29 protein-coding genes and 3 pseudogenes are annotated in these 25,979 nt (G+C 49.0%); 18 read left to right on the top strand and 14 right to left on the bottom strand.

Annotated elements, in window-relative coordinates:
* Positions 1 to 1,049: 1,049 nt before the first annotated feature.
* Complete coding sequence (locus DZ54_RS0110610) at positions 1,050 to 1,547, bottom strand: hypothetical protein (protein ID WP_025674036.1); 498 nt, start codon at positions 1,545 to 1,547, stop codon at positions 1,050 to 1,052.
* Between the two features lie 367 nt (positions 1,548 to 1,914).
* Between DZ54_RS0110610 and DZ54_RS0110620 the strand changes: the two genes are divergently transcribed.
* Positions 1,915 to 2,424 (top strand): GNAT family N-acetyltransferase, encoded by a 510-nt coding sequence (locus tag DZ54_RS0110620; RefSeq protein WP_025674037.1) that lies wholly within the window; start codon positions 1,915 to 1,917, stop codon positions 2,422 to 2,424.
* A 13-nt stretch (positions 2,425 to 2,437) separates the two neighbouring features.
* Here DZ54_RS0110620 and DZ54_RS20915 read toward each other — a convergent pair.
* Positions 2,438 to 3,264: pseudogene (locus tag DZ54_RS20915) on the bottom strand (TauD/TfdA dioxygenase family protein).
* A complete protein-coding gene (locus DZ54_RS0110630) occupies positions 3,261 to 3,512 on the bottom strand; it encodes a hypothetical protein (RefSeq protein WP_025674038.1) in 252 nt (83 codons plus the stop codon). Before DZ54_RS0110630 ends, DZ54_RS20915 begins: the two are co-directional and overlap by 4 nt.
* Positions 3,513 to 3,631: 119 nt before the next feature.
* On the opposite strand from DZ54_RS0110630, the gene DZ54_RS0110635 reads away from it, so the two are divergent.
* Complete coding sequence (locus DZ54_RS0110635) at positions 3,632 to 3,913, top strand: type II toxin-antitoxin system RelE/ParE family toxin (protein WP_240473968.1); 282 nt, start codon at positions 3,632 to 3,634, stop codon at positions 3,911 to 3,913.
* A gap of 10 nt (positions 3,914 to 3,923) precedes the next feature.
* Positions 3,924 to 4,244, top strand: coding sequence for a HigA family addiction module antitoxin (locus DZ54_RS0110640; RefSeq protein WP_025674040.1), 321 nt, complete (start codon positions 3,924 to 3,926; stop codon positions 4,242 to 4,244).
* Positions 4,245 to 4,301: 57 nt separating this feature from the next.
* Here the strand turns inward: DZ54_RS0110640 and DZ54_RS0110645 are convergent, their stop codons facing one another.
* Entirely contained in the window at positions 4,302 to 4,538 is a 237-nt protein-coding gene (locus DZ54_RS0110645; protein WP_025674041.1) for an RNA recognition motif domain-containing protein, read from the bottom strand.
* 116 nt (positions 4,539 to 4,654) lie between these two features.
* Positions 4,655 to 5,098: a MarR family winged helix-turn-helix transcriptional regulator gene (locus tag DZ54_RS0110650; RefSeq protein ID WP_025674042.1), complete on the bottom strand. Its 444-nt coding sequence runs from the start codon at positions 5,096 to 5,098 to the stop codon at positions 4,655 to 4,657.
* 182 nt (positions 5,099 to 5,280) lie between these two features.
* Between DZ54_RS0110650 and DZ54_RS0110655 the strand changes: the two genes are divergently transcribed.
* The 5 genes from DZ54_RS0110655 to DZ54_RS0110680 all read left to right on the top strand — a co-directional run bounded on the left by DZ54_RS0110655 (position 5,281) and on the right by DZ54_RS0110680 (position 8,477).
* Entirely contained in the window at positions 5,281 to 5,709 is a 429-nt protein-coding gene (locus DZ54_RS0110655; protein ID WP_025674043.1) for an organic hydroperoxide resistance protein, read from the top strand.
* 177 nt (positions 5,710 to 5,886) lie between these two features.
* Entirely contained in the window at positions 5,887 to 6,411 is a 525-nt protein-coding gene (locus DZ54_RS0110660) for a GNAT family N-acetyltransferase (RefSeq protein ID WP_051416002.1), read from the top strand.
* A gap of 92 nt (positions 6,412 to 6,503) precedes the next feature.
* Positions 6,504 to 7,226 (top strand): hypothetical protein, encoded by a 723-nt coding sequence (locus DZ54_RS20920; protein WP_025674045.1) that lies wholly within the window; start codon positions 6,504 to 6,506, stop codon positions 7,224 to 7,226.
* 250 nt (positions 7,227 to 7,476) lie between these two features.
* On the top strand, positions 7,477 to 8,034 hold the full coding sequence (locus DZ54_RS0110670) for a GNAT family N-acetyltransferase (protein ID WP_240473969.1): 558 nt from the start codon (positions 7,477 to 7,479) through the stop codon (positions 8,032 to 8,034).
* 227 nt (positions 8,035 to 8,261) lie between these two features.
* The gene (locus tag DZ54_RS0110680; protein ID WP_021023695.1) at positions 8,262 to 8,477 is read left to right on the top strand and encodes a VF530 family protein; all 216 of its coding nucleotides are present in this window, start codon (positions 8,262 to 8,264) and stop codon (positions 8,475 to 8,477) included.
* A 68-nt stretch (positions 8,478 to 8,545) separates the two neighbouring features.
* Here DZ54_RS0110680 and DZ54_RS0110685 read toward each other — a convergent pair whose 3' ends face one another.
* The 4 genes from DZ54_RS0110685 to DZ54_RS25520 all read right to left on the bottom strand — a co-directional run bounded on the left by DZ54_RS0110685 (position 8,546) and on the right by DZ54_RS25520 (position 12,311).
* A complete protein-coding gene (locus tag DZ54_RS0110685) occupies positions 8,546 to 9,244 on the bottom strand; it encodes a gamma-glutamyl-gamma-aminobutyrate hydrolase family protein (RefSeq protein WP_025674049.1) in 699 nt (232 codons plus the stop codon).
* Positions 9,220 to 10,227, bottom strand: a complete 1,008-nt coding sequence (locus tag DZ54_RS0110690) for an amidoligase family protein (RefSeq protein ID WP_025674050.1) — start codon at positions 10,225 to 10,227, stop codon at positions 9,220 to 9,222. Before DZ54_RS0110690 ends, DZ54_RS0110685 begins: the two co-directional genes overlap by 25 nt.
* A 163-nt stretch (positions 10,228 to 10,390) precedes the next feature.
* Positions 10,391 to 11,785, bottom strand: a complete 1,395-nt coding sequence (locus tag DZ54_RS20925) for a hypothetical protein (RefSeq protein ID WP_205619388.1) — start codon at positions 11,783 to 11,785, stop codon at positions 10,391 to 10,393.
* Positions 11,786 to 12,023: 238 nt separating this feature from the next.
* Positions 12,024 to 12,311: a hypothetical protein gene (locus DZ54_RS25520; RefSeq protein ID WP_205619389.1), complete on the bottom strand. Its 288-nt coding sequence runs from the start codon at positions 12,309 to 12,311 to the stop codon at positions 12,024 to 12,026.
* Between the two features lie 212 nt (positions 12,312 to 12,523).
* Here DZ54_RS25520 and DZ54_RS0110700 point away from each other — a divergent pair, with 212 nt between their 5' ends.
* The 3 genes from DZ54_RS0110700 (at position 12,524) to DZ54_RS0110710 (ending at position 14,611) form a co-directional block, all read left to right on the top strand.
* A complete protein-coding gene (locus DZ54_RS0110700) occupies positions 12,524 to 13,765 on the top strand; it encodes an NAD(P)/FAD-dependent oxidoreductase (protein ID WP_025674051.1) in 1,242 nt (413 codons plus the stop codon).
* A 130-nt stretch (positions 13,766 to 13,895) separates the two neighbouring features.
* Positions 13,896 to 14,135, top strand: coding sequence for a hypothetical protein (locus DZ54_RS0110705; RefSeq protein ID WP_128080502.1), 240 nt, complete (start codon positions 13,896 to 13,898; stop codon positions 14,133 to 14,135).
* 17 nt (positions 14,136 to 14,152) lie between these two features.
* Positions 14,153 to 14,611, top strand: a complete 459-nt coding sequence (locus DZ54_RS0110710; RefSeq protein ID WP_128080503.1) for a response regulator transcription factor — start codon at positions 14,153 to 14,155, stop codon at positions 14,609 to 14,611.
* 6 nt (positions 14,612 to 14,617) lie between these two features.
* Here the strand turns inward: DZ54_RS0110710 and DZ54_RS0110715 are convergent, their stop codons facing one another.
* A complete protein-coding gene (locus DZ54_RS0110715) occupies positions 14,618 to 15,550 on the bottom strand; it encodes a DMT family transporter (protein ID WP_025674054.1) in 933 nt (310 codons plus the stop codon).
* 90 nt (positions 15,551 to 15,640) lie between these two features.
* Between DZ54_RS0110715 and DZ54_RS0110720 the strand changes: the two genes are divergently transcribed.
* On the top strand, positions 15,641 to 16,531 hold the full coding sequence (locus DZ54_RS0110720) for a LysR family transcriptional regulator (RefSeq protein ID WP_025674055.1): 891 nt from the start codon (positions 15,641 to 15,643) through the stop codon (positions 16,529 to 16,531).
* Between the two features lie 87 nt (positions 16,532 to 16,618).
* Here the strand turns inward: DZ54_RS0110720 and DZ54_RS0110725 are convergent, their stop codons facing one another.
* Both DZ54_RS0110725 and DZ54_RS20930 read right to left on the bottom strand, forming a co-directional pair.
* Complete coding sequence (locus DZ54_RS0110725; protein ID WP_025674056.1) at positions 16,619 to 19,714, bottom strand: efflux RND transporter permease subunit; 3,096 nt, start codon at positions 19,712 to 19,714, stop codon at positions 16,619 to 16,621.
* Between the two features lie 10 nt (positions 19,715 to 19,724).
* Entirely contained in the window at positions 19,725 to 20,759 is a 1,035-nt protein-coding gene (locus DZ54_RS20930) for an efflux RND transporter periplasmic adaptor subunit (protein ID WP_205619390.1), read from the bottom strand.
* A gap of 290 nt (positions 20,760 to 21,049) precedes the next feature.
* Between DZ54_RS20930 and DZ54_RS26070 the strand changes: the two genes are divergently transcribed.
* From DZ54_RS26070 to DZ54_RS27480, 5 genes are read left to right on the top strand one after another with little or no spacing between them, the layout of a single operon-like run.
* Positions 21,050 to 21,415 carry a tRNA-specific adenosine deaminase gene (locus tag DZ54_RS26070; RefSeq protein WP_240472748.1) on the top strand — a complete coding sequence of 122 codons (366 nt, stop codon included), beginning with the start codon at positions 21,050 to 21,052 and terminating at the stop codon, positions 21,413 to 21,415.
* A complete protein-coding gene (locus tag DZ54_RS26075) occupies positions 21,334 to 21,633 on the top strand; it encodes a cytidine/deoxycytidylate deaminase family protein (RefSeq protein ID WP_338053710.1) in 300 nt (99 codons plus the stop codon). The genes DZ54_RS26070 and DZ54_RS26075 overlap by 82 nt, the downstream gene beginning before the upstream one ends.
* 16 nt (positions 21,634 to 21,649) lie before the next feature.
* Positions 21,650 to 21,973, top strand: a complete 324-nt coding sequence (locus tag DZ54_RS20940; RefSeq protein WP_025674057.1) for a YbaK/EbsC family protein — start codon at positions 21,650 to 21,652, stop codon at positions 21,971 to 21,973.
* 23 nt (positions 21,974 to 21,996) lie between these two features.
* Positions 21,997 to 23,196 (top strand): AMP-binding protein, encoded by a 1,200-nt coding sequence (locus DZ54_RS20945; RefSeq protein WP_276202033.1) that lies wholly within the window; start codon positions 21,997 to 21,999, stop codon positions 23,194 to 23,196.
* Positions 23,112 to 23,630 carry an AMP-binding enzyme gene (locus DZ54_RS27480; RefSeq protein ID WP_276202034.1) on the top strand — a complete coding sequence of 173 codons (519 nt, stop codon included), beginning with the start codon at positions 23,112 to 23,114 and terminating at the stop codon, positions 23,628 to 23,630. Before DZ54_RS20945 ends, DZ54_RS27480 begins: the two co-directional genes overlap by 85 nt.
* Before the next feature lie 89 nt (positions 23,631 to 23,719).
* Here DZ54_RS27480 and DZ54_RS0110750 read toward each other — a convergent pair whose 3' ends face one another.
* Entirely contained in the window at positions 23,720 to 24,193 is a 474-nt protein-coding gene (locus DZ54_RS0110750; protein ID WP_025674058.1) for a peroxiredoxin, read from the bottom strand.
* Positions 24,194 to 24,486: 293 nt separating this feature from the next.
* Here DZ54_RS0110750 and DZ54_RS20950 point away from each other — a divergent pair.
* Positions 24,487 to 25,727, top strand: a pseudogene (locus tag DZ54_RS20950) (outer membrane protein transport protein).
* Positions 25,728 to 25,832: 105 nt separating this feature from the next.
* On the opposite strand, the pseudogene DZ54_RS24855 reads toward DZ54_RS20950, so the two are convergent.
* Positions 25,833 to 25,979, bottom strand: a pseudogene (locus DZ54_RS24855) (ISAs1 family transposase); the annotation flags it as partial.

Genomic DNA, 25,979 nt, shown 5'->3' on the forward strand with positions numbered 1-25,979 from the left:
ATCAAGTTTCATTTTTGCCCTTTAAAAATTATGGAACCGTTGCTGTGAATGAATACCTGCATCGAGAATATGAGAGGCAAAGTTCAATTGTTATAGAGATCGGTCAGCATATAAACCATGCCGTAAAAAGTTCGCTAACAAACGAGTATGTCGTCAATCCTAAATTTTAGCGAGATTTTTATCCCACATCACGCCGTCTCTGAGCATCGAATTTAAGATCACCACCATCTTACGCACACAGGCAATTTAATGGCGGATTTTTTGTAGTCATTCACCGCAGYGTGACTCTAAAAGTGGTTCTTGGCGAGATTAACGCCAAAAATTTTTGAGTAGATATAGTCATCTCCGGTATTAAAGGTCGCACCTCAGTGTGGCAGATATTCAAGAGGGTAGCCCTGTCATTCGGTGTACATTCAGATAGAGTAGTGTTGATGAAGTTTAAAATAGTAGATAAAAGAATAAACAATTTGTATGTAGGGCCGCTCAGTGTTTTTATGTTTTGGCCTTCTTTGATATTTTTTGGTTCATGGTTTATGGGTGATGTAATTAGTTTTAAGTATCTCCTTTATGTTTTTCTATTTTGCTCTGTTCCAGCGCTACTAAACTATAAAGGAAGGTGCGATTTTAAAAACTACGACTGAAAACCATGCCATTGAAGTTTCAGACAAGGGATTAATTTCTTATGAGCCTGATACACAAGAAATCATGGAGTGGGAAAACGTTAAAACGGTCAAGGTTAAGCGTTCCAAGCACAAGGTGAAATCTATAAAAATCATTGGTAACCATGGGTTAACGGCTGATTTGTCAAGATACGGAGATTTAGATAGGCTCTATGATGAACTAAAAAAAGTTATAGCGGCAGATCGTTGGAGATAAGTGTATAATGAGTTAATTAGACTCCCGCTCTAAATAAATCACTTTTTAGCTGATTAATTAGTAGCGGGGATAGCAAGAGTCGCAATACGATTGTCGGGTTTTACTTAGCTACCAAAACGGCTGATTATTCTTTGGTTTTGATGGTGTTATCGCCCGAGATATTATCTCTACGGCTATTCATTGCTATTCTGAAATTCAGGGTATTGCTCAAGAAACTCAATCATATCGAAAGGCATAACTGTTGGTTGTCGTTTGTACCATTTTACAAGCGATTTTACGTTGAGTGCATCAAATTCACGCTTAAAGTCGTCACTCCGATATACATTCGATAGCTCGAGCCACTCGTCTAAATACTGCGTATCTTTCGATTCAGAAGTATATGCTAACAATGCAGAGTTGTAGGAGGATAGCTCTTCTCCCCAGCAATCAGTCTCTGCTAGATGTTTGATGTAACCAGTTGCTGCTACTTTTTCGCTTCGACTGAGATTAACAAACCAACTTTCCTCGATTGGCTCTAATGGTTGACGGTTTTTACGGCAATTGCTTGCTTTTTCTTCTAGTGCAGAGTAAGCGCTATCCATTTCGGACTTTAAAAATTCTTCCCACGTCAGGGCATGACCTACAAGAGGAAGGCTTATTAGTAAAAGCAAGGTGACTTTTTTATAGCGCATTAGAAACATCTTTAAAGCTTGATACTGGCATACCTTTTCCATGAGAGATTATTATCTCGATATTTAAAAGTAAATACTTACAAGAGTCACAGAAAGCCTTACGATATTGGAGCATCATCACGTAAATATCAATTTTTAGGATACACCATGCACCTGACTTTCCGTCCCATCAATCTTGAAAGCGATTTTGCTTATTGCGTGGCTGCACGTCGGGACGCTTTTGTCTGTAGCTTTGGCTCCGATGCGGGGTTTGAAGGTTTTTATTAGTGAAGACCGATTTTTACCAGTGTTGGTTGCCGGCGTAGATACTTATTCATGCCGATATGCGATTATTGCGCGATAGATTGTTTCAGTAGGTAAGTGGTTTATGACACTGATATGCGAGTCAAAAAGGCTCAATGTGCGACAGTTTACACTCGTCGATGCGCCGTTTATTGTTGAGCTGCTTAATGAGGCGTCTTTTATACGCTATATCGCGGATAAAAAGGTGCGTACTGAACAAGATGCGATCGAGTATCTCCGTCACGGGCCGCTCGCGAGCTATCAAGCACATGGCTTTGGTTTAAATCTGGTAGAACGGCGGGAAGATGGTGAGCCCATCGGTATGTGCGGTGTGCTTAAGCGCGATGAGTTGGCATATCCAGATTTAGGCTACGCGTTTTTATCGCGTTACACCGGGCAAGGATATGCCACAGAAGCGGCCGAGGTGGTGCTTGAGGCAACCGTGCTAGCGAGCGGACTGAGTACCGTTCAAGCAGTGACCTTGCCGGACAACCAACCCTCAAACCGCTTGCTCGAAAAGCTAGGGTTTCGGCTGCAAAGCCAGATCATGCTTTATGAACATAGCAACAATCTGTATCAATATACCCGCGTCTGAGCGCCATGAGTTGTTACTGAGCACGCTCACCCTGAACGGTGACGCGGTGCAATCGTCTGGGCGCGTCACCATAATCGGTTACCGCGTAGTGTTGGGTGGCGCGATTATCCCAAATAGCTACCGAGTGTTTTTGCCAGCGAAAACGAACGTGGTATTTCGATTGGCGAGCTTGGCGGAACAGTGTCGCAAGACGTTGTTGGCTAGCAGCTTCTGGCCAGTCGGCAATCGCGCGAGTAAATTGCTCGTTAATAAACAGCACCTCTTGGCCGGTTTCTGGGTGGGCTTGCACCATGGCACGGCGAAGGGGTGGGTAGTCTTGAGCGCGTTTCGAGACCATACTTTGTCCGTCGGCGTCTTGATGATCGTAACGGCTGCCTTCAAAGGCGTGTAGCGCGTGAATGGTGTCGAGCTGGCGTAGTTCGGCTTTTTCTTCCTCGGTTAGATCGACCATACTGCTGCCATGTCACACCAGATCGTATCCCCGCCATGTTCTGGTACATATTGCGCGTGTAAAACCGAGCATTTGGGCGGCACCGCTTGCCATGTCATGTCGGTATGCCAATAACTTTGGCTTGGTGGATTGCCGCGGCTGGTTTCAATCACAACCACTTGGTCGTTGTCGGGCAGGTGCGGGAAAAACGGGTGAGGTGGCTCAAGCTCGCCGAAGCGTTTTGCCAGTGCGACATGGTCGTCAGTCGAGAGGGGCTGCTCGCGAAAGAAAAGCACTTTGTAGCGTAAAAATGCTTGATACAGCGTCGCAAACTCAGCCTCTGAAAGCTGGGATAAATCGATATTGTCGACTTGCGCCCCTAACGTATCGCCTAAAGGGGTTATCTTCATTTGAACCATACCTTACCGCCAATGAATTTATAGGCTGGTGTGCCTCGCATCAGGGTGTCACGCGCAAAGGCCTGTTCGCACTGAGGGCAGTGACACGGTATGGTAGTGGCATCTTCAACAATCCTTTCTTTAAAGCACTTTACCAATGCACCTTTGCCGCCTTTGCGGTATTTAAACAGTGGCGCATTACAGCGTTTACAGAAAATATCGATGGTTTTGGTGGGGCCTTTTTTATTCGGTTTTGCCATTTTTACTGCTCGAGCGTCACCATATGATGAAAGCTTGATAGTGACGAGTCGGACGTAGGCTGTCAATCAGCCATAGTGTGATGACGCTTTACGTTATTAACGCAGTGCGTTACTATTGAATGATGATTCGATCGTTTAAGTGCAAAGATACTGAAAAGCTAGCACAGGGAAAGCGGGTAAAGCGGTTTGTCAATTTTGAGCGAGTCGCGCTTAGAAAATTGCGCCAGCTACAAATCTCAAGCGATTTAGATGATCTCAAAATACCGCCTGGCAACAAACTAGAGCCGCTAAAGGGTGATCGTAAAGGGCAATTTAGTATTCGAATTAATAATCAGTTCCGCATTTGCTTTCGCTGGGTTCAAGGTGGTGCGGAAGATGTCGAAATCGTTGATTATCACTAGGAGGTCGCTCATGCGTACTGTAGAAGCTGTCACACCTGGCGAGTTGCTAAAAGAGGAATTCCTGATTCCCATGGGGATTTCGCAATATCGTTTGGCTAAAGAAATCGGAGTGCCCGCACAGCGCATTGGTCAAATTATTGCTGGTAAACGGGCGATAACGGCTGATACAGACCTGCGTTTATGCCGTTTTTTTGGATTATCGAAGGGCTATTGGCTGCGTGCTCAAGTCGCTTATGATACTGAAATTACTGAATATGAGCTCGAAGATCAGCTAAATAGTATTCGCTCATGGACAGAAGTCTCGACCATAAACAAAAGCCAACACGTGTGAGCGTGTTGGCTATCGCTCCCGCCTCACAGCCAATGTAAGTGCAAAGAGCTTTTTTGCTTAGTTCGCGACTTTAACGCGGATTTTGCTTTTCGCAACGCTGGTGAGGTTTAAGGCGTCAACGGCAGCCTTGGCTTGTGTCTCGTCAGGCATAGTCACAAAAGCAAAGCCTTTGGATTCGCCAGTCTCTTGGTCCAGCACCAGATTGCAGTCGGTGACGTCGCCGTGTTCAGAAAACAGCTGACGGAGTTCTTGTTCGGTGGTGGTGCGTGCAAGGTTGCGAGCTAAAAGTTTCATTGTTGTCCGTTAATATCGAGGTAACAACACCGATTGTCTCAGTAAAGGGGACCACGACCAAGTATTAGTTTAGTTTTGTTGCCGATAGGCGAGTCTCTGGAGCTGCTCAGCGGGCGCTATGCCTCACTCTCTCCCAAATCGTGATTAATCGTATCCAACAGCGCAATAAGTTGCTGGGCTTGCTGATCGTCGATGCTGGGAAACTTGCAGCGGATTTTCTCAGGGATAGTAGCGGCTTGGTGCTGTAGGTCGGTGCCTTTGCCCGTGAGGGTGACCCATCGCTTTCGCTTATCGTCTTCGTCTTTCATGATGGTGAGCAAGCCTTTATCGCTCATCTTTTTCAAAATCTGCGTCATCGCGCCACCGTCGATCCCCGTTTTCTCGACTAACGTGGCGATCGATAGTTGATTTTCTTCCCACAATGCCATCATCACCACATATTGCGGGTAGGTCAGATCTAACTCGCTCAACCAGGTACGGTAGGCACGCGAGATACCATTGGAGGCTTTATACAAGCGGTGGCAGATTTGGCTGTCGAGCTTTAATTGGGGATACGTCATGGCTTGTCTTTCTCTGTGTGTCTAATGCGTAGTTTATTTTGTACGCAAAGTATTTGCAAATTTGGTTGATGCGATCTAATATTTTGCATGCAAACTAAATAACTAAGACGTAAACCGTCTCCGCAACGCTTGCTGAATGCGATTAAGCGAGCAGCGAACGGATTCAAAACTAGGAGAGTAAAATGAAAGAGCTACAAAGTGTTGCCTACACAGCAAAAGCCACTGCCACCGGGGGCCGTGAAGGCTCAGCAAAATCCAATGACGGGCGCTTAGATGTTGCGCTTTCAACCCCTAAAGGGCTGGGCGGTAACGATGGCGAAGGAACAAATCCTGAGCAGCTATTTGCCGCCGGTTATGCCGCCTGTTTTATTGGCGCGCTTCGTTTAGTGGCGGGTAAAGCTGGCGTCACCTTGCCCGAAGACACGCATATCAACTCTGAAGTGTCGATTGGTCCGATTGATGACGGCTTTGGCATTGCCGTAAAACTGGCGGTATCGGTTGGCGATCTAGATAAAGAGACGGCGCAGTCATTGGTCGACCAAGCGCACCAGGTATGCCCGTACTCCAATGCCACGCGTGGTAATATTAAGGTTGAACTGTCAGTGATTTAAGCTAACTGGCAAGCTATGATAAGGGAGCACTGTTAAGCAGCGCTCCCTTTTTTATGCCCGCTCTTTAAGGAAGCAGCGCGTTGTTCGGTGTCGCGGATTCAACCACGAGAGCTCAGCATTGACCGCTAAGACTTATGCGCAAACCCTATACCAATAACAAGGATGATGAAAATTAGCATGCCAGCAGCCACCACCAGTAAGCTCACCGAGATAAGCTTCACTCCACTAACTGACGAGGACATCGACGGTGTTCGTCAGGTATCGTTACCTGACCAGCAAGTAAAGTTTGCGGGCACCGCAGATGAATTTCTTGCCGAAACCAGTGAGGACATTCACCGTCATGTGATCAAGCGAGCGGGTAAGACCATGGGTTTTTTTAAACTCGATACCGACTATCCGGCTCAGTATGACTTTTGTCCGCCGAATACCATCGGATTGCGCATGTTTGTGGTGGATTCGCGTTATCAAGGGCAAGGCCTAGGCACCGGTGCGGCTAAAGCGTTGCTTGAGTATTTGCCCGTGGATTATGGTGATTTCGATTGGGTGTATTTAACCGTGAATTGTCAAAACCCGGCCGCCAAAGCCTGTTACCAAAAAGGCGGCTTTACCGATTCAGACGAGCTGTATTGGGGCGGCGCGGCAGGGCCTCAGCATATTATGTATGCCGCGATTGATGCCGAGAATAAGGGCAAAGCGCAATGAGAAAGGGCAGAACCACAACGTTTGGTCATACGCGACAATGGCTTAGGGCAGGCTCAGACTTGCACACGATGTGCAAACAGATAGCTCAAATCATGAGTGTGTTGTTTGTCGGGGGACTATCAACGGGGGCTTATGCGCAAGGGTTGGATTTTCGCGTTGAAACGGGTGGAGTGGCGTTTAGCAAAAATGATGTCAGTATCCCCGGAGATACCGGCACTCGTTTTGATATGACCGATTTAACTGGCCGATCAGCAACGCCTTATCTGCGTTTATATGGCACTTACCAGTTCAATCCCCAGCATGCGGTACGCCTCACTTTTGCGCCTTTATCTGCCGATGGACGCGGCACGCTGTCAAAAAGTATCCAGTTTCAGGACCAGAGCTTTACCGCTGGGGAAGCCATTGATGCGGACTATCAATTCAATACCTATCGTGCGACATACCGCTGGACGTTTTACGACCAAGGGCCTTGGCAGTGGGGCGCCGGTGCCAAGGCCTTGGTGAGAGACGCAGAAGTCACTCTCGCGCAAGGTGAAACAAAAGCAACGAAATCCAACGTTGGCGTGGTGCCCTTGTTGCATGGGTATGGTCAATATCGCCTGTCCGATCGCGCGGCGTTGATCTTAGATGTGGAAGGCGCGTGGTCACCCATGGGGCGAGCAGTCGATGCGGCGCTAATGTTGGAGTATCACTTTGGCGATGGCTGGTATGGCGCGCTGGGTTATCGCACCCTAGAAGGCGGCGCGGACAACGATGAAGTCTATAACTTTTCTTGGCTTCACTATGGCTTAGCCAGCCTCCGGTACCGGTTTTAACTGCAAGGGCAGAAATGGAGATAGCGATCCCGCAAGCTTTATCAAGCCAAAGGCTTTGTCGCCACTAAAGAAGACCGCTTTCCGTACCTAAAATGGCTGGTTGGCTTTTCAGGCGCCACCACCATGGTCAAGGCGCTGAACTAATACAACGAGAGAAAAAAAAGGGTATTTATTTATCAATATCAATATCAATGAGATAGCCTAGTTCTATAACAGGAATTGGAACAAGAACATGGAATTAGTTTGACTAATGGATGACTCCCCGCGTGTTGACCAACTGGACAGTGACCGTCTGTTGCTGGTGGCGCCCAATATGGCCCATCAGCCTTTAATTTTAGAAGCTGTGTTGGAAAGCCAGCACACCCTTGCGCCTTTTATGGATTGGCTTCCGCACGTGCTTACCGAATCGAGCTCGATTGAAAACACCCAACAAGCGATTGATGACTTTGACATGTTCATTAATGAGCTACGTTATTCGATCTTTGAAAAATCGACCGGGCAATTGGTTGGGGTGATCAGTTTAATGATCCGCAATATCGCCATTCCTTACTTTGAAATAGGCTACTGGCTGCGCAGCTCAAAAGAAGGCGTTGGCTATATGAGTGAAGCGGTGCGGACATTGGAGCGATATGCGTTTGATGATCTTAACGCCAAGCGTGTCGAAATCAAAACAGCGTACGAAAATACCCGCAGCCGGGCAGTGGTTGAGCGCTGTGGGTATCGCCAAGAAGCGATGCTTACCAATGACTGTATCCTTCCTAGCGGCGCGATTTCTAGTACTGTGGTCTACGCCAAAGTGGCGGAATGAAAAATAATGAGGACTAAATCATGAGCATGGAACGCTTTTTTACCCAAGATGACATCATGTTGCACGGAGACACGATTTCCTTGATACCAGCTAAACCTTGATTATAAGCTGGCGCGCTACCGGCGTTGATCTCGCCTTTTTTTACATCGTCACGTAAAGTAGCGCTTTTATTGGCTAGCGAGGCTAGTCGTGTACGTTGTGCGCCCAACCAAAACGTGAGAACGAGTATGCAAGAACAACCGAATAACCCACTTCACGGACTTAGCTTACAAACCATTTTAACGCGACTGGTAGAACACTATAGCTGGTCCGGTCTTTATCAGCGTATTCGTGTGAATTGCTTTCATAATGACCCATCTATTAAATCATCGCTGAAATTTTTGCGTAAAACGCAGTGGGCTCGGGATAAGGTAGAAGCTTTGTATATTGACACCTTTTGCTAAGGGTGAAATCGATAACGCCGAGCGAATGTGTCTCGGCGTTTTTGTTTTTCACCAGATAACAACCATGTTTACTGAGATGCCGCTTGTCGCTGCTGGAAGCGCGTTGCGTGTTCGACTAAGTCCTTGAACAGCGCGCGCTGACAGCCAAGGTAAAGCAAAAATTCTGGATGCCACTGCACACCCAGTGTGTACGGGCGGTTGGGCGACTCAATGGCTTGTACAATGCCATCTAAATCACGCGCGCTGACTGTTAAATCCTCGCCTAACGCGTTGATCGCTTGGTTGTGCAGGCTGTTAATTTTGCGTTGACGTGGGCCCAGCCGTTGACGAATATGTCCGTCGATATCCCGAAGTACACACAGCGTTTTCATCGGAAAGATGGTCCAGCGGTGAGAGGTTTTTTGTCGTTGCTCGCGTAAGCTTTGATGCAAGGTGCCGCCTAAACAAATATTGAGCAATTGCGCGCCGCGGCAAATCCCCAACAGCGGCTTTTGACTGGCTAATGCGCTTTTGATCACCGCACTCTCTAGTGCATCACGTTCGGGATCGTAGTTTGGCTTCACTTCGGGCTCAGCGGCATACAGCACAGGTTCAACATCGTGGCCCCCCGTGATCACCACACCGTGATAATCATCAGGTGTAAATGTTGAACCTGGCCGCAACTGCAGGGGCTGCCCGCCATAAAGACGCACCGCGGTGGCAACGAAAAAACGCGGTAAGAAGGCACCCTTGTCGGGGCCGGTTATTGCGATAACGGGTCGACCCATAGCGTATTCACCTTCTCCGCCCAGTTATTGGTAATACGTGACAATGGATCGCTTAAGTGAGCGAGATAAGCATCACAGCACGCTGTTAGTCGATCTGGATCAGCGGCGAGTTTCTCTACTTCTACCCAATCATTCCACGCCTCATGAATGCCCCATTGTGGGCGACTTACTTTGCTATCCGGCAAACGATAGTGAAACGTGGGGCGCGCTTTTGTTAGGCCATCATTGAGCGCCTGATTTACCTGTTTCTCATCGAGATGGGTGAAGAGAGGCAGCATATCTAGCGCACGATTACGGGTCGGATTATCAGCAAGATAATCGGCAATTAAGGTGTCGCGATCGGGCCAATAATCGTGCGCCAGTACACGCGCGATATAGGCTTTTGGAAACGGGTCGACATAGCTTGTGAGACGATGCGATAAATCAATATCGGCACGTTTAAGTAGCCAATCATACAAGCATAAAAATGCCTTTAAATGCGCATTAATGGTTTCAGCGGATAAGTCGGGCAGTTCGGGATTAAGCTGCATTCCAAACGCATAGACAGGGCTGTCCTCTGTGCCTTCTGCACCTTGTTGTCGCAGAAACGCAATCAGTCTATCGACGTCTTGAAGTCGATCAAGCGGAAGCGGGGGGCTGACTATTTCGACCGGGACGACCATTTTGGCGGCCCACGCTAACACTTCTTCTGCGGATTGGTCGATTTGATTCGCAAGGGTCTTCTCACTTCTATCGTTCTGGCCAAGGCGTTTTAACTTGGCGTAATCAAGCTCAATGATCCAATCACCCGCATTGTCACCGGTTAGTTTTCGGTCGTAACGGCCGCCATGTTCAACCGTCAGGGATAAATGTTTCGCAACGAGCTGTGCAATGGTGTCTAGCTCCATACTACTTAACTCAAGCTCAACACCAACGCAGCGCGTTTTACCTTCTGCGTTGGTGGTATGAGGGGGTGTTTTAAAAGAGGAAGAGGATGCATTCATCGGTAAAACCTCATTGAATCGATATAGGGTTATTGAGGACATGGGGATAAGGAGGAGATGATTAAAGGGGAGATCCTTGATTTGTTCGGACCTGAGCCCGAACAAATATTAATAGAGTTGTTGCTTGGCTTTCATCACCCGACACGATCTGCCGCCCAACTTGTTAAAGCCATTCGTTTAACATCGGCAATTGCTTCATCGGGTAGTGGCTTTTTATCCCAACTTGAATGGTATCGTCATGATAAAGATAAAGCCGAGAAAGGAACTGTTCAAAAGGCAAAGACGCTTCTCCATACTGTTCGCCTTTTCCTTGGGTGGAAACCACTACCTCATTCCCCCAATCTTGGCCACTGTCGTTATTCGGGTTGTAAAAATAGACCCGCATCACGTTGTCTTGGTCGAATGCGACACGAATCAACGTCACCGCGTGCCATCCAATAAATCGTCCCTGACTGCTTGTCACTGCCACCCCAACAGGTTGTGGGTGAATAACAGGAATGTTGCCGTTGTATAAAGGATGATAGCTGCGGTAAAAACGTTCAATAAACCCATCGAAATCTTTGAGCATGCCGGTTTTGACCTCAACTGCAATCATAAACTCGCGCCCGACATACCAGCCGTGAAATTCGGGGTTGATCCATTTGTGAGGGTCTTGATCTCGACTGACGCAGCATCGCCCCATTTCAATATAAAGCTTGTCGAGATGAGGGACGAGGACCACGGAGACGGGATCGGTGTCGAACGGTAATGCCGTACTTAGGCCTTGTAGCAATGTGTGTGAGTCTAATGTTTTACCTTCAAAGTGCATGCGTAAGCTTGTATTACAGGCAACTTGAACGATGCAGTTGAGTAGGTAATCAGGATCATTATAAGCCCACATTGAAATTGCACGAGCAGATTGGCAGGTTGGATTGTTTCCTTGTGCAACGCCAAGTGGTTGACCAAGCACTGACATCACGCCGGCAAGAAGGTGTACGCGCGCTGGCAGTTGATCGCCAAAGGCAAGGGTGAGGCTGGCGGCAACATCGGGGTGTAAATTCAAGTGAATTTGTCGCCAGAGACTCGGAGCAACGGGCGCATCAAACAACACACCACGCTCAAGCAGCATCGCTAGCCCATAGACTGCTTGTGCGGTTTGCGGATAGATAGCTTCTTGGATCAGGGTGTGAACCAATTGGCGATAAGTCACAAGACAATCTAGCCCGGTATTACTGAGCCCTAGCGCCGTGGGAAGAATGTCACTGCCTTCGTTGTCGAGTAGCCAGCGTAAAAAGATTGCATGATAGTCAGACGCCAAGCCGACATCATGCATCGCGCGTGCAAACCCCATCGCCTCCTGTTGGAGAGAGTTGTTATCCATCGCGCTCAGTCGCTGGCAGTAGGCGTCGAGCCCCGGATCGTCATAGCAACCTTGAGTGGGGCCGTATAGTGCACTGACAAGACGGTCTATGCCGAGTTTGGCTTCACCGAGATTCACTTGCTCTTGAGAAACGAGAATCGAGATCTGGGTAATCATCGCTTTTATCGGATTGACCTGGATCGGGCGCTGGGCGAGCACGCGCCAGGCTTCATCAACCAATTCGCTAAGAATGGTTTCGTAGCTAGATGCGTGAGAAGAAACCGGTACAGTGTACTGATGGCGGGTGCCATCGCACCCAGGCGAACACGGCTGCTTTCATCGGTAACACCCATGATGAGCGACAAGTTGAGGCTGAGCACCTTGGCAAGAAACTGGTGTGCCTCTTGGGCTGAGAAAGTGGGAGGGGCGCTTTTACCCTCCACGATGGTTAGCATTCTCAATTGGCTGAGGCAGTCCAGCAGAATGGTGCTTTATCCGCACTCGCGAGCGTCACCGGCACCAAGTTTGGTAAGAGGTATTCTGGATGATCCCAGTCTGTACCCTCAAAGAGGCCAGCGACATTGAGGGCGTGGATACGCGTATACAGAGCGTTAATGCCATCCTCTTCAATAAGGACTTGCTCACAGATATCAATCACATGAAACTGTTCGCGTGGTTTGTCCATTGAACTCGCTTGACCAAGCTGCACCACAGCATGATCAAGGTTTTTCAGTAAGCTCGACATATCAATGATGTTCTTCCTGCGCTGTATTGGCGCCGCCTTCCACCTTGTTGATAGGCATGAGTAAAATACCTTCTCCTGGGTCGGAAGCCAGCCTACAACGTCCTTTTGTATCTGATTATAGTCAAGCTACTATTACATACTTCAAAGAAAATAGTAACCTAAAGCCCGTTAGGTCTTTGGCGTTGTGTACAAGATCATTCAGGGAGCGAAGTATGACAAAGCAAGTCGTGGTGTTAGGGGCCGGCATGGTCGGGGTGTCAGTGGCTTGGCACTTACTGAATCGGGGATATGCCGTTACCGTCGTCGATCGATTGCCACCAGGGCAAGAAACGTCATTTGGTAACGCGGGAATTATCCAGCGTGAGGCGGTTCGGCCGTATGCCTTCCCCCGTGATCTCGCCACTTTATTCCGTGTGTTGCCAAACCGTGCGGTGGATATTCGTTATCGTCCTAGCAGTGTGGTTCGAGCGGCTCACGCTTTATTACAATATTGGCATTATTCCAGCGATAAGCATTATCGAAAGCTCGTTCCCGAATACGCGGCCCTGATTATGCAATCACTCGATACCCATGATGAGATGATACGGTCAGCGGGCGCGGAATCGTTAATTCGCAAAACGGGTTACCTTAAATTGTTTCGTACCCAAAAAGCGCTTGATGAAGAATGTACAAAAGCGGCGTCTGATAGCCGGCTATTTGGCGTTGAATTTGAGGTGTTAAACCGCCAGCAGCTTACGCAACGAGAGCCAAGTTTGTCTTCGTCTGTTGTGGGGGCGATTCATTGGAAGCAGCCTTGGACCGTCACCGATCCCGGCGCCTTAGTCGAGGCTTACGCCGCGGACGTAAAGCGTAAAGGAGGAAGCATTAAGCATGCTTCGTTAACAGGCTTAACACGGCAAGGTTCGGGATGGCTAATTCAAACCACCATAGAAAGTTTGCAAGCCGACCAAGTCGTAATGGCAATGGGGCCTTGGTCATCGTATTGGTTAGATCAACAAGGCATCCAGGTGCCTATGTTCACCAAACGTGGCTACCACATGCACTATGCCGGTGAGGAAAAATCACCACTAAATCATTGGGTGATGGATGCGGAAGTTGGATACCTTTTGGCGCCGATGCGGGCCGGTGTGCGTTTGACAACGGGCGCGGAACTGACAGCCGTAGATGCGCCGGCTAACCAGAGCCAACTCAATGCGGCTGAAAACGTCGCGCGGTCGCTTTATCCTCTGGGCAAGCGCCTTGATGCCGCCCCTTGGAAAGGTGGACGTCCTTGCATGCCGGACATGAAGCCCGTGATAGGTCCGGCCCCAAACCAAAAGGGGCTTTGGCTGGCATGTGGTCATGGGCATCAAGGCTTTACCCTGGGGCCAGTGACCGGAAAACTGTTAGGTCAAATGATGGATGAGGAACATACCGATATCGATATGCATCCGTACCGTATCGATCGTTTTTAGCGATCGACAACGCCGAAGACGACGTATACTCCGTTTGCTTTACAAGCTGATACTGTAAGACAATGAATAGCTTGGCGAACCCTGTTGTCAGTAATACGCATGGCAATGGGGAGTCGCCACATGATGTTACGTGAACGTTCAGATAGGACCACTGATGCACCAGGCGTTTTTCTCTACCACCAAGCCCGCTATTGTTGTGCGCGGCCCAGAAAACTTGTCATTTATCGCACTGCTCGAAGCCCGGCTGCGTGAACATGGCTGTAATGTGACTGTGATTGGCCCTGACGATCCCATGCCTGATTGGGATACTGTGCAACTGATTAGCTGGGTACCGAGGGAGAAGCGCAAACAACAACCTTACGTTGGTTGAGTGAGCAGTGTCCGTTTATGGCCTTAATGGCAAGTCAAGCGGCGGCCGATCGCGTGGCCGCGCTGAACGCTGGGGCGGAAGACGTGCTCTCTGCCCCTATTGATCTTGAGGAGTGTATGCTGCGCGCCGCCATTGCCATGCATCGTCGCCATGCGATGGGGGTGATCAAAGAGTCAGCAGGCCAGCTGCAAGTTGATAATCTCTGGATGCAACAAGACACGCATCAAGTCCGAGTAGATGACCAATCGATCAAATTGACAGCCATACAATTTGAACTCTTGTGGATTCTCGCGCAGCACAAAGACACCACGTTAAGTAAACCTCTACTCTATCGTCAGGTGCTTAAAAAGACCTATTCGCCTGACGATCGCAGCCTTGATATGCACCTAAGCCGTGTTCGGAAAAAACTCGCTGACGCTGGGCTGCCGCCTGAGCGCTTGCAAACCGACCACGGCAAAGGCTATTGCTTTATTTAATCGCCTTTAGGCGGAGCGTGACAGCGCCAGTCGCCAGCGAGCCGGGTGGGGGAGGCGAGGCAATAACAAACCCGCAATCACGATGCCAATTCCTAACACCTGAACTTGACTGACCGCTTGTCCCATCAAGAACGCGGTGAGTACTGCGAACACCGGTACAAAGTTAAAGAACAGGGCTGCATTGGCTGAGCCAAGGTGGCGTACACCGTTGAGCCAGAGCAAATAGCCCGCGACGGTGCCTAGCACACCGATATAAAGTAACTCTGAAACCGTGATGTGGCTGGCGGTTATCACCTCTCCAAAGGGGTGTACATCAGGTGTTATCGCACACATCACGCCGATGACCGTGGCGCCGCTGACCATACCCAAGAAGGTGTAGGGGATCACCGGCATCCAACGACCAATCCCTTGGCTGAAAAAGGTATAGGCACTCCACGCGAACATCCCGGTGAAAATCATCTGATCGCCTTGGTTGAAGTTAAGGTTGCGTAAAACATCCCACTGTCCGTCGGTGATCACCAATAATACCCCCGATAAACTGACCACCAAACTAAAGACTTGCCCTTTACGTGGCAGCGCACGTATCGCTACGCAGGCAATTAAAGAGGTCACTAACGGGCTGAGCGCCATAATCAATGAGCCATTGGTAGCTTGGGTATATTCAAGCCCCGTAAACAAGCAAAGGTTTAATCCTCCAATCCCCACGGCACTGACGATGGTTGCCCATAGCCATTGTCTGCCACTGAGATGGGGGATCTTGGCTCGAGTTGCTTTGAGATAGACAGCAAGACAAATGGCCGCAATCCCAAATCGCCAAAAAACCAGTGTGAGCGCACTCACCTCATTCAGTGCATCTTTACCGATGGGAAAGGTGCTGCCCCAAAAAAACGCACATAAAACGAGCAGGGCAATTGCTTTCCAAATCGACGTTGTATTCATATCAATACCTGACTTAATAAACGATGTGCGCTAGTGTATAAGTTTCAAAATATGAATAAACCGGCAATATCAGAACGGTCAATGCCAATAATGAAACTTAACTATTCGCTAGACGATTTGCGTTGTTTTTGTACTGTTGCCCAGTTAGGCAGCTTTAAAGCCGCGGCGCAACAATTATCCATGCCCCAGTCGACGCTCAGTCGGCGCATTCGCCAGCTGGAGCAAGATCTGGCCTTGCGATTACTCAACCGTGATGCCCATCGTATCTCGCTCACGCAAACGGGCGATCGCTATTTTGAGCGTGCGGCTGGGTTGTTTGATGAGTTAAACGCGATCAGTGATGACCTGTTGGGTGAAAAGCAGCAGCCGAAAGGTAAGATCCGTGTCAGTGCCCCCATTAATGCCGGTAAACAGTTTTTACGTGCTGTTTTGTTTGATTTTATGCGCGCCTACCCGGATATTCAGCTTGATTTGAGTTTTTCTAACACACTCATCGATATTGAAGGTGAAGGGATGGACGTGGTGTTTCGGGTGGGCAATCCGGTCGTGGAAGATTGGATCGCACGGCCATTAAGAGACATCCATTTTATTGTGTGTGCAAGCCCAGACAGCGATTATGGTGAGATTTCGTCGCCAACCGATCTGATGGGAAAACCTGTGGTGCTTTGCCACCCGATGACAGTGTGGCAGCTTGAGCACAAAACAACCGGTGAGGCTTATGACTACCAAGCGACAACCGGCATTCGTGCAGAGGTCGACGAAATTGAGATGCTGACGCATGCCGTGCAGGCGGGGTTTGGAATGGGCTATATTCCTGATTACTCCGCATTGCCATTGATTAACGAAGGCGCGTTACAACGGGTGTTGCCAGAATGGCAAAGCCAAGCACGAACGCTGTTTTTATTGTATCGAGACCGGGAGCATGTACCGCTGCGAGTAAGGTTGCTGGTGGAATTTGTGCTAGCGCGGTTTGTCTCGTAAATATTGGCCAATGGATGGGTGATTGATAGGTGGCTAAGTGGTTAAATCAGGCCACAGCATATTGCACTGTGGCCTGATGTGGGAGGATTACGCGTTGTGATTTGTTTCAGTAGACGCCATGTGTTCTGTTGGCGTCGGCGTAATCGCTTTGGCCAAGAACAAATACATCGCGGGTACCACAAACAGGGTGAACAAGGTGCCCAATGTCATCCCACTGGCAATAACCAGCCCCATGGCAAAGCGCGCCCCTGCGCCAGCGCCTGAAGCAATCAACAAGGGGATCATGGCTAATACGGTCGCCGCTGTGGTCATTAAGATCGGCCGTAAACGGATCGCCGTGGCTTCTTCAATGGCCTCACGCTTGGAGCGTCCTTCGTGCTGTAGCTGGTTGGCGAACTCGACAATCAAAATACCGTGTTTCGCAATCAGCCCCACCAAGGTGAGCAAACCGACCTGGGTATAAATGTTCAAGGTGGTAAAACCCAGGCTGATAAATATCAGCGCCCCACACACACTCATGGGTACCGTGACCAAAATAATGATCGCGTTTTTAAACGACTCAAACTGGGCCGCTAAGATTAAGAAGATAACAATCAAGGCAAAGAAGAAGGTGACCACCAGTTGTTGGCCCTCGCTCATAAATTGCCGTGATTGCCCCGCATAATCAACACTGAATCCAGCCGGTAATTCGGTCGCGGCAATCTCTTGTAATACACCCAAAGCTTCACCCAAGGGCACGCCTGGGCGTGGTACGCCCGAGATTTTAACCGCATTGAGTTGCTGAAAGCCTCGCAGAGCCTGTGGCTGAACGCTTTCTTCCAAGGTCACTAAGGTTGAAAGTTGGATCAGTTCACCATCTTGGTTACGGGTATAAAACTGGCGTAATTGCTCTGGTGTGAGGCGTTCACTGCGGGCCACTTGTGGGATCACACGGTATGAGCGGTTATCAAGCGCAAACCGCCCTGCATCCGCACCGGATAATAGTGAGCCCATATCAGCCGCAAGTTGTTGCATGCTCACGCCCATGAGAGCGGCTTTTTCGCGATCGATTTTAACCGTTTGTTTGGGTCGGTCGATGCTCAGATCAGTATCGACAAAGATAAAGCGTCCACTTTGCATCGCTTTACCAACGATGTTGTTCGCCACTTCATTGATAGCCTCAAAGGGCTGGGTGGAACCGATGATAAATTCGACCGGTGTGCCACCCCCGGGAGACGGTAACGAAGGCGGTACCAATGCAAAGCTACTCAAGCCAGGCTGGCTCTCCATAAAGGGTTGAATTACGTTTTCCAACACCGCTTGGGTGCTTCGTTCACGCTCATCCCAAGGCGCAAGCACAATACCAGCAATGGCATTATTGGTGCCGCCTGAGCCATTAATAATAAAGACATTATCAATTTCTGGCACATCATCAATAAGCTGATTGAGTTCGTCTGTACTGGCAGATAGCGCATCCAGCGTGGTCTGGCTGTCGGCTTCCAGAATGGAGAACACAAACCCTTGATCTTCAGCCGGTTCTAACTCCGAAGGACTAGTGATAAACAAGAAGTAGCACGATACCAACACAATGGCGCCAAAAGTGAGTACCACGGCGTTCGTATTCAACAAGCTATGCAAGGTGCGCTGATAACGATGATGTAATCGATCAAATTGTTTATCGAGCCAATGTTCAAGCGATCGCTCTTTAGTGACTTTATCGGCTTGGTAAGGCTTGAGCACATACGCACACATCATCGGTGAGAGTGTCAGGGCAACGACGCCTGATAGGATCACCGAGGCGGCGAGGGTAAATGCAAATTCGACAAACAAGACACCGGTTAACCCGCCGACAAAGCCAATCGGCAAGAATACCGCTACTAGGGTCGTCGACATGGTGATAATTGGCCAAGCAAGCTCGCGGGCACCTTCGATCGCGGCCTGTGTTCGACTCTTTCCTTCTTCGATATGGCGATGCACATTTTCCAGCATGATGATCGCATCATCGACCACCACGCCAATCGCAAGCACCATTGCCAACAAGGTCAGCAGGTTGATAGAAAAGCCTAACAGAAACATTAAGAAGAAGGTGCCGATTAATGACACTGGGATTGCGACGGCCGGAATAATTACCGAACGCAATGAGCCTAAAAAGCCATAAATCACAAATACCACAATCGCTAAGGCGAGAATAATTGATATCACCACCTCATCAATGGCGTTATCAATGTATTCGGTGGAGTCATAGGCGATATAAGCCGATAACCCCTGTGGCAGCTGAGGAATAATATCCGCGTCCCAAACCTCATTGACTGACTCAATAACATCAAGTGCGTTCGCATCCGGAGACACTTCAATGCCGATAAAGGTGGCATCGAGTCCGTTAAAGTTGACCGATGTTTGGTAACTTTCGGCGCCCAATTCAACCGTCGCGACATCGCCTAAACGCACTACGGATTGGCCATCACTGCTAATTACCAGCTCTTCAAATTCTTTGACGTCATGAATATCTGTGGCGGCGTTTAAATCAATCGCGACATCTTGGCCTTTGGTGCGTCCAAGCGTTGCCAGAACATTGTTGTTACGCAGTGCTGTCACCACATCCGTGCCGGTGAGGTCGTAAGCGGCAAGCTTGACCGAATCGAGCCAAACCCGCATCGCAAAGCTGCTGGCACCGAGTACATTGGCGCGCTGTACCCCGGGAATCGTCGACAGTTGCGGCTCAACCACACGCACCAAGTAGTCGGTAATTTGGTTATCACTGAGCACCTCAGAGTAAAAGGCGAGGTACATTGCCGCCACGGTTTCGCCGACTTGCAAAGTGACAACAGGCTCTCGCGCGCCTTCTGGCAGTTCAGAGCGCACTTTATTCACTTGTGCAGCGATTTGGGTCAGTGCTTCATTAGGATCGTAATCAAGGCGCAAATACGCCTCAATAGTGCTCACGCCCGCTGTCGACGTCGAGACCAAGTAATCAATCCCTTCTGAGGCGGCAATTTCACGCTCCAGCGGCGTGGTAATAAAACCTTGAATCAAATCGGCATCGGCACCGATATAGGTGGTCGACACGCTGATAACCGCATTCTTAATTTCCGGGAATTGGCGCACGTTCATGTCAGTGATAGCGCGTAAACCTAATAAGATAATGAACAGGCTAACGACGGAGGCTAAAACGGGCTTCTTGATAAATACGTCGGTAAATCGCATCGAATAGCTCCTATTGATTCACAACGTTGGGATCAAGATTTTCGCTGGGCTGAACACGCTGGTTGTCACTGATCTTAACCTTACTGCCGTTACGCAGCTTCAGCAGACCAGAGGTTACAATGCGATCACCGCTTTCAAGGCCATCCTCAATCACAATCATGTCACCGCGACGATCGCTGGTCTGGACAAAGCGCTGCTGCACCGTTAGGGCGTCATCTTGTTCTTGGATCACGAACACTGCGTTGCCATAAGGGTTAAATTGGATCGCGGTTTGTGGTGCCAGTAAGACATTTTGGGTTTCTTCACCTTGGTCAAGGCTCACGCGTGCAAACATGCCTGAGCGCAAAATGGCGTCAGGATTATCAAAGGTTGCTTGAATATTGACACTGCGGCTTGATTTCGTGACCACAGGTGAAATAGCAGTGACAGTCCCTGTAAAGGTTTTGTCAGGTTGTGCGGTAATCGTTGCGGAAACGGTTTGTCCATCTCTCAGGGTGCTAAGCTGCTGCTCGGGTAAGGTGAAGTCAAGATGAATCGGATCCACTGAAGTCAGGGTGGCGACCACGGATCCTGGGGCAATTAATTGACCAAGACTGACTTTACGGATGCCAATAATGCCATCGAAAGGGGCGGTTAGCGACTTTTGGGCTATACGTGCTTGCTGGCTATCAACCGCGGCATTCGCTTGTTTCGCTTCACTTTCTTTTCGTTTTAGCTCGGACTCTGACACGTTTTTGTCTCTATAGAGGCGTTGGTAACGTCTCAATTCGAGTTGTGCGAGCTCTGCCACCGATTCGAGTCGGCGTAATTCTGCCTGATCAACACTGGCATCAAGCGTCAGTAGCAGTTGGCCTTTTTTAACCGGAGCTGCATTATCAAACAAAATATCACGGACAATCCCGTTCGCTTCGGTTGTCAGCTGGGTTTCATTAATCGCCGCAAAGCTACCAATGGTGGTTTGTTGCTCACGCCATGGATGCGTTGATACCGTCGTCGCGGTAACAGTGGCGGTTGGCGCGGGCATGTTGTCAAAAAATTGGTTCATAAAATGATTACCACTGCTTTGTAGGCAAAAATCCCACCAAACACGAGCACACACGCGACCAACATAAGAATTAAACGCTTTGTCATAAAAAGTCCCTGAAAAATCCATCACCGACCGCAGTCAGCGCATAAAAACGCAGACGAAAAAAGGTAAGATTACCTTACAACGGTACGTTAAGTTGAATAATACAAACCATATCACCGTTTGGTTCATTATTTGGGAGTAAATTGATGATTTTGTGGTGTTGTTCAGGCTAGAGTCATAAACCTTAACGAATGAGGAGAAAGCGGATGCTACTCAACGCAAATAGTAATGTGGATCAAGCGTCACTGCGTGCGATTGCTCATATGCCAACCCGCAGTTTGCCGGTGCTGGTGGATAACAGCTTCTCCCAAAAACTGACCGATGCCGATTTGATGCGTATTGCGGTATTGTTAGCACAAAAAAGCGCTGATGAAGGAGGATGCCCCATTGGCGCGGTGATTATTGACAATGAGACACGTCAAATCGTGGGCAAAGGCACAACACCTTGGTGCAAGAAAATCACCCTTACAACCACGGTGAAACGGCCGCGATACGTGACGCTGGGCGAATCGACTTTAGCCAAACCACGTTATTTACCAGCCTCAGCCCTTGCGACGTGTGCGCCACATTAATCGTGATGCGTGGTTTTGCGCGAGTGGTGGTCGGCGATGTTACCAGTGCCAGCGGTAACGAAGCGATGCTACGTGAAAAAGGGTTAGCAGTGGATGTGCTCGAGGATCCGCAAGGTATCGCAATGTATCAGCAGTTTAGATCCGAGAACTCCGAGCAAGAGTTAGAAGATTGGCAAGGTGTGAGTGCGGTCAAAGCAAGCTTAGCCAAACGTGAATGACAGGAGAACAACATGGATGTTGCGATTGGTCCGACATCAGCCCGTGTATACGTGTGATCAAGCAGACGCGCTCGGTTTGCATACTGATGCAAACCCGACCAAGAACTTGTTGTTGAAAGACAGAAAAGGGAAACGGTTTTTCTTGGTGGTATTACCGGGCAAAGCCACCGTTAATTTAGCCAGGTTGAGTGACGCTCTGGGCACGTCTCGCTTATCGTTTGCGTCGTCGCAGCAACTCGAAACCTATTTGCAGGCACAATCAGGTGCGTTGTCGCCGCCATATCGACTTAAGTTGAATAGCGCATGCTTGATGACATGCTACGGTGATCTAGTTATTTAGACACCATCAGCAAGGAGTGCGTTATGTCAACCAGTAACATCTATGAGCTGGGATTAGAGCAAAGCTCAGCAAACTACCAAACACTGAGTCCACTTTCTTTCCTCGAGCGGGCCGCCAGCGTCTATCCAGATTATCCGGCCAGCGTGCATGGTCATTTATGTTGGAGTTGGCAGCAAGTGGACCAGCGCTGCCGCCAATTTGCCTCGGCGTTGACCCAAGCAGGCATTGAGCTTGGTGACACGGTGTCGGTGATGGCGCCCAATCTACCCGAAGTCTTTGAGTTGCATTTTAGCGTGCCGATGACAGGTGCTGTACTCAATACTATTAATACACGGCTGGAAGCGGAAACCGTCGCGTTTATTCTCGAACACGCCGAAAGTAAAGTGTTTATCGTCGACAAAGAAATGACGGAAGTGGCTAAGCGGGCGTTGAAGATGATCAAACACCGTCCGTTGGTGATTGCGATTGACGATCCGCTGTATCCGCATGGTGAGTGTATCAGTGAAACCACCTTCGAAATGTTTCTAGCCGGTGGTGACTGTGATTATCATTACCAGCTACCAGAAGACGAGTGGCAAGCCATTTCTCTTAATTACACCTCGGGTACTACGGGCAATCCCAAAGGCGTGGTGTATCATCATCGTGGTGCCCACCTGAATGCGGTAAGCAATGTTTTATCATGGAACATGGACTCGCATCCGGTGTATTTATGGACCCTACCTATGTTCCATTGTAATGGCTGGTGTTTTCCGTGGACAGTGGCTGCAACGGCGGGCGTCAGTGTCAGCCTTCGTCATGTCCGCGCAGAGCCTATTTTTGATGCAATAAAAACTCACAAGGTCACCCACTTTTGTGGTGCGCCCATTGTCCTCAATATGATCAACAGTGCTGATGCTGAGTTAAAATCCGGCATTAACCATACCATCAAGGTCATGACCGCAGGGGCGGCACCTCCAGCGTCTGTGATTGAGGGCATGGAAGCGATGGGCATTGCCGTCACCCATGTTTATGGCTTAACCGAAACCTACGGCCCTTGCGTGGTGTGTGATTGGCAACATCATTGGGATCACCTATCTCAACAGGAAAAAGCGCGGATGAAGGCGCGTCAAGGCGTGCGCGCCCCATGCAAGGGGGGCTCATGGTTGCCGACCCGGTCACTTTTGAGCCAGTGGCGAAAGATGGCAGCACGCTGGGCGAAATATTTGTGCGCGGTAACATCGTGATGAAAGGCTACCTCAAAAATCCCAGTGCGACGGAAGATGCTATGAGTAATGGCTGGTTTCGTACCGAGGACTTAGCGGTGTGGCATGCTGATAATTACATCGAAATCAAAGATAGACTGAAAGACATCATTATCAGTGGTGGCGAGAATATTTCCAGCATTGAAATTGAGGATGTTTTATATCGTCACCCAGAGATTGATGAAGTCGCGGTGATTGCGATGCCAGACGAAAAATGGGGGGAGGTGCCCTGTGCGTTCGTTAAAACTACCGAGGCATCTGCGTTAACCGAAGAAGACGTTATCGCATTTTGCCGACAACAAATGGCTCACTTCAAAGCACCCAAAAAGGTGATCTTCAAAACACTTCCGAAAACGTCGACGGGAAAAGTGCAAAAATATGTACTGCGTCGTAACGTAAGTGAAAAGTCAGTGTAATAAAAAAGCGGTGACGTTCTTTCGTCACCGCTTTTTGAATCACCTTCATGCCGTCAATTGGGCGAGCGATCCTCTACCATCAGGTAAATCTATAGCTGCTTGAGTATGGCTTCAGCGCTTGAAACCTCAAAGCTTTTTGGCGGCTCAACATTAAGCTGGGTGACGGTGCCATTTTCAATGATCATGGCATAGCGCTGGGAGCGCACCCCACCGAACTTACCTGAATCCATCTCTAGTCCTAGCGCCTTAGTGAAACTGGCATCACCGTCGGCCAGCATATGAATCTGATTGGCATTTTGTGCCTCGCCCCACGCCTGCATCACAAAGGCATCGTTGACGGACACGCAAGCAATCATATCCACACCTTTTTCTTTGAGTTTATCGGCATTGACGACAAAACCCGGTAAATGGGACTCCGAACACGTTGGGGTAAATGCACCGGGTACCGCAAACAGCACCACTTTTTTGTCGGCAAACAGAGCAGGAATATCGTGGGTTTGCATGCCATCAGCGGTGAGTTCACTGAGCGTAGCGCTAGGTAGAGGTTGTCCTTGCTGAATCATGATGACTCCTTCGTCATTGTGTTATTGAACGTTGTTCTCCTGCCGTTGAGTCTACGCTTATTCACGCTTTGAAAATACCGCGTTTTGATGGGGGTTTAGTCTAACTCTGCGTCGATTTTGCTCAATCTCGGTATGCTGGTCTTACCAATTAATAACAACTTTTACTCTGTGATCCACGCCCTATAATCCTCAGCCTTGTCATTGATCGAGGCAATTCAATCATTTGACATGTTGTTTACATACAAATAACATCCAAATCTCATACTAAACAAGAGACCTCGGAGGTCCGACTAGTGAACAAGAAGCAGCTCTCAACGATTGCGGTTGGCGTTATCGCCGCCACTCAAGCCTACGGGGCGGGGTTTCAGGTCGCTGAACATTCCGCGACCGGCTTAGGACGCGCTTATTCTGGCGAAGCGCTATCGCTGATAATGCATCCACCTTAGCCCGCAACCCCGCCAATATGATGTTATTAGAAAAGCGCCAAGTGTCAGGTGCCATTCACATTGTTGACCCACATATTCGTATTAAAGATAAAACCAATAACGAAGAGGCCAAAGACGTTGCACCGGTCAAAGTCGTGCCCGCGTTTTATTATGTATCGCCGCAAACCGATAAATGGGCATGGGGGGTCGGCCTGTATACCACCTATGGCGTGGCAACGGATTACCCTGATGATATCCAAGTGGGTGATATTGCCGGTCATACCGATCTGATCACCACCAACTTAAACCCGGCTTTGGCCTATCAAGTGAACGACCATTGGAGTGTCGGCGCAGGGCTAAGTTTGGTGTACGCCAAAGCTGAGATAACCCGATATAAAGGCGCATTAGCCGCAGCACTGGGAGGCAATAAACGAGATACTTTGTTGTCGCTAAAAGGCGATGCGTTTGGGTATGGCTTTAATGTGGGCACCACCTACCACTTTAATGACGATCATCGCATTGGGTTTGCGTACCGCTCTGAGGTGGCCATTGAATTTGAAGATGGCGATCTCAATAGCTATGACACGGGGGTTTCTACACCACAGAAAGTCGACGGTGATTTAGAGCTCGACCTACCCGAAATTTATGAAGTATCAGGTTTTCATCAATTAACTGATGAGTTTGCCATGCATTATAGCTGGAAACGTACTGGCTGGCGCGCGTTTAAAGAGCTAAAAGCAACGTCTAGCCAGTGTAATGATGGCACAGCGAACCAGTGTTTTTATAAAGATGAGCAATATAAAGATAATGTACGTCTCTCACTCGGTGGGACTTATCAGTTTAACGATACGTGGACTGGGCGCGTAGGGGTCGCCTTTGATGAGAAAGCCGGTAAAGCGACCTTGAGTATTCCTGACTCCGACCGTTATTGGTATTCGACAGGTTTCACCTATCAATACAACGCCGATTTAACCATTGATGCGGCGATTACCTGGATTAGAAGCCGCGACGGTAACTTTAAAGAGACCAATGGTTTGGGTCAGGATATTGAAATTTCATCGAAAGGCGATGCGTATTTAAGCGCAGTGCAAGTGAACTACACCTTTTAAAATGGGAGCCCATTCATGTTAAAGCATTCTTTTTCGTTATCGATAGTGGCTGCTGCGCTTTTATTGGCGGGCTGCGGGGATGAGACAGGGCGAGCGCATGAGTGTTCATTTTTCAACCATTGCCGGTATGCCTGCGGCTAAAACCTTCTCTAAGAAGCTGGGATTCATGAGACAGCGCTTCTGTTTGGCCACCAAGCTGATCTTGGTCGGCTCAGCCCGCACCATGTTTGAAGCCATGTGTCGCAGGCAGGC

Source organism: Salinivibrio socompensis S35 (assembly GCF_000513715.1).
Classification (GTDB): Bacteria; Pseudomonadota; Gammaproteobacteria; order Enterobacterales; family Vibrionaceae; genus Salinivibrio; species Salinivibrio socompensis.

Coding starts and splice junctions, on each gene's coding strand:
- DZ54_RS0110610 (WP_025674036.1), bottom strand. CDS start 1,547: ATGCGCTATAAAAAAGTCACCTTGCTTTTACTAATAAGCCTTCCTCTT.
- DZ54_RS0110620 (WP_025674037.1), top strand. CDS start 1,915: ATGACACTGATATGCGAGTCAAAAAGGCTCAATGTGCGACAGTTTACA.
- DZ54_RS0110630 (WP_025674038.1), bottom strand. CDS start 3,512: ATGGCAAAACCGAATAAAAAAGGCCCCACCAAAACCATCGATATTTTC.
- DZ54_RS0110635 (WP_240473968.1), top strand. CDS start 3,632: ATGATGATTCGATCGTTTAAGTGCAAAGATACTGAAAAGCTAGCACAG.
- DZ54_RS0110640 (WP_025674040.1), top strand. CDS start 3,924: ATGCGTACTGTAGAAGCTGTCACACCTGGCGAGTTGCTAAAAGAGGAA.
- DZ54_RS0110645 (WP_025674041.1), bottom strand. CDS start 4,538: ATGAAACTTTTAGCTCGCAACCTTGCACGCACCACCACCGAACAAGAA.
- DZ54_RS0110650 (WP_025674042.1), bottom strand. CDS start 5,098: ATGACGTATCCCCAATTAAAGCTCGACAGCCAAATCTGCCACCGCTTG.
- DZ54_RS0110655 (WP_025674043.1), top strand. CDS start 5,281: ATGAAAGAGCTACAAAGTGTTGCCTACACAGCAAAAGCCACTGCCACC.
- DZ54_RS0110660 (WP_051416002.1), top strand. CDS start 5,887: ATGCCAGCAGCCACCACCAGTAAGCTCACCGAGATAAGCTTCACTCCA.
- DZ54_RS20920 (WP_025674045.1), top strand. CDS start 6,504: ATGAGTGTGTTGTTTGTCGGGGGACTATCAACGGGGGCTTATGCGCAA.
- DZ54_RS0110670 (WP_240473969.1), top strand. CDS start 7,477: ATGGATGACTCCCCGCGTGTTGACCAACTGGACAGTGACCGTCTGTTG.
- DZ54_RS0110680 (WP_021023695.1), top strand. CDS start 8,262: ATGCAAGAACAACCGAATAACCCACTTCACGGACTTAGCTTACAAACC.
- DZ54_RS0110685 (WP_025674049.1), bottom strand. CDS start 9,244: ATGGGTCGACCCGTTATCGCAATAACCGGCCCCGACAAGGGTGCCTTC.
- DZ54_RS0110690 (WP_025674050.1), bottom strand. CDS start 10,227: ATGAATGCATCCTCTTCCTCTTTTAAAACACCCCCTCATACCACCAAC.
- DZ54_RS25520 (WP_205619389.1), bottom strand. CDS start 12,311: ATGTCGAGCTTACTGAAAAACCTTGATCATGCTGTGGTGCAGCTTGGT.
- DZ54_RS0110700 (WP_025674051.1), top strand. CDS start 12,524: ATGACAAAGCAAGTCGTGGTGTTAGGGGCCGGCATGGTCGGGGTGTCA.
- DZ54_RS0110710 (WP_128080503.1), top strand. CDS start 14,153: ATGGCCTTAATGGCAAGTCAAGCGGCGGCCGATCGCGTGGCCGCGCTG.
- DZ54_RS0110715 (WP_025674054.1), bottom strand. CDS start 15,550: ATGAATACAACGTCGATTTGGAAAGCAATTGCCCTGCTCGTTTTATGT.
- DZ54_RS0110720 (WP_025674055.1), top strand. CDS start 15,641: ATGAAACTTAACTATTCGCTAGACGATTTGCGTTGTTTTTGTACTGTT.
- DZ54_RS0110725 (WP_025674056.1), bottom strand. CDS start 19,714: ATGCGATTTACCGACGTATTTATCAAGAAGCCCGTTTTAGCCTCCGTC.
- DZ54_RS20930 (WP_205619390.1), bottom strand. CDS start 20,759: ATGAACCAATTTTTTGACAACATGCCCGCGCCAACCGCCACTGTTACC.
- DZ54_RS26070 (WP_240472748.1), top strand. CDS start 21,050: ATGCTACTCAACGCAAATAGTAATGTGGATCAAGCGTCACTGCGTGCG.
- DZ54_RS20940 (WP_025674057.1), top strand. CDS start 21,650: ATGTTGCGATTGGTCCGACATCAGCCCGTGTATACGTGTGATCAAGCA.
- DZ54_RS20945 (WP_276202033.1), top strand. CDS start 21,997: ATGTCAACCAGTAACATCTATGAGCTGGGATTAGAGCAAAGCTCAGCA.
- DZ54_RS27480 (WP_276202034.1), top strand. CDS start 23,112: ATGGTTGCCGACCCGGTCACTTTTGAGCCAGTGGCGAAAGATGGCAGC.
- DZ54_RS0110750 (WP_025674058.1), bottom strand. CDS start 24,193: ATGATTCAGCAAGGACAACCTCTACCTAGCGCTACGCTCAGTGAACTC.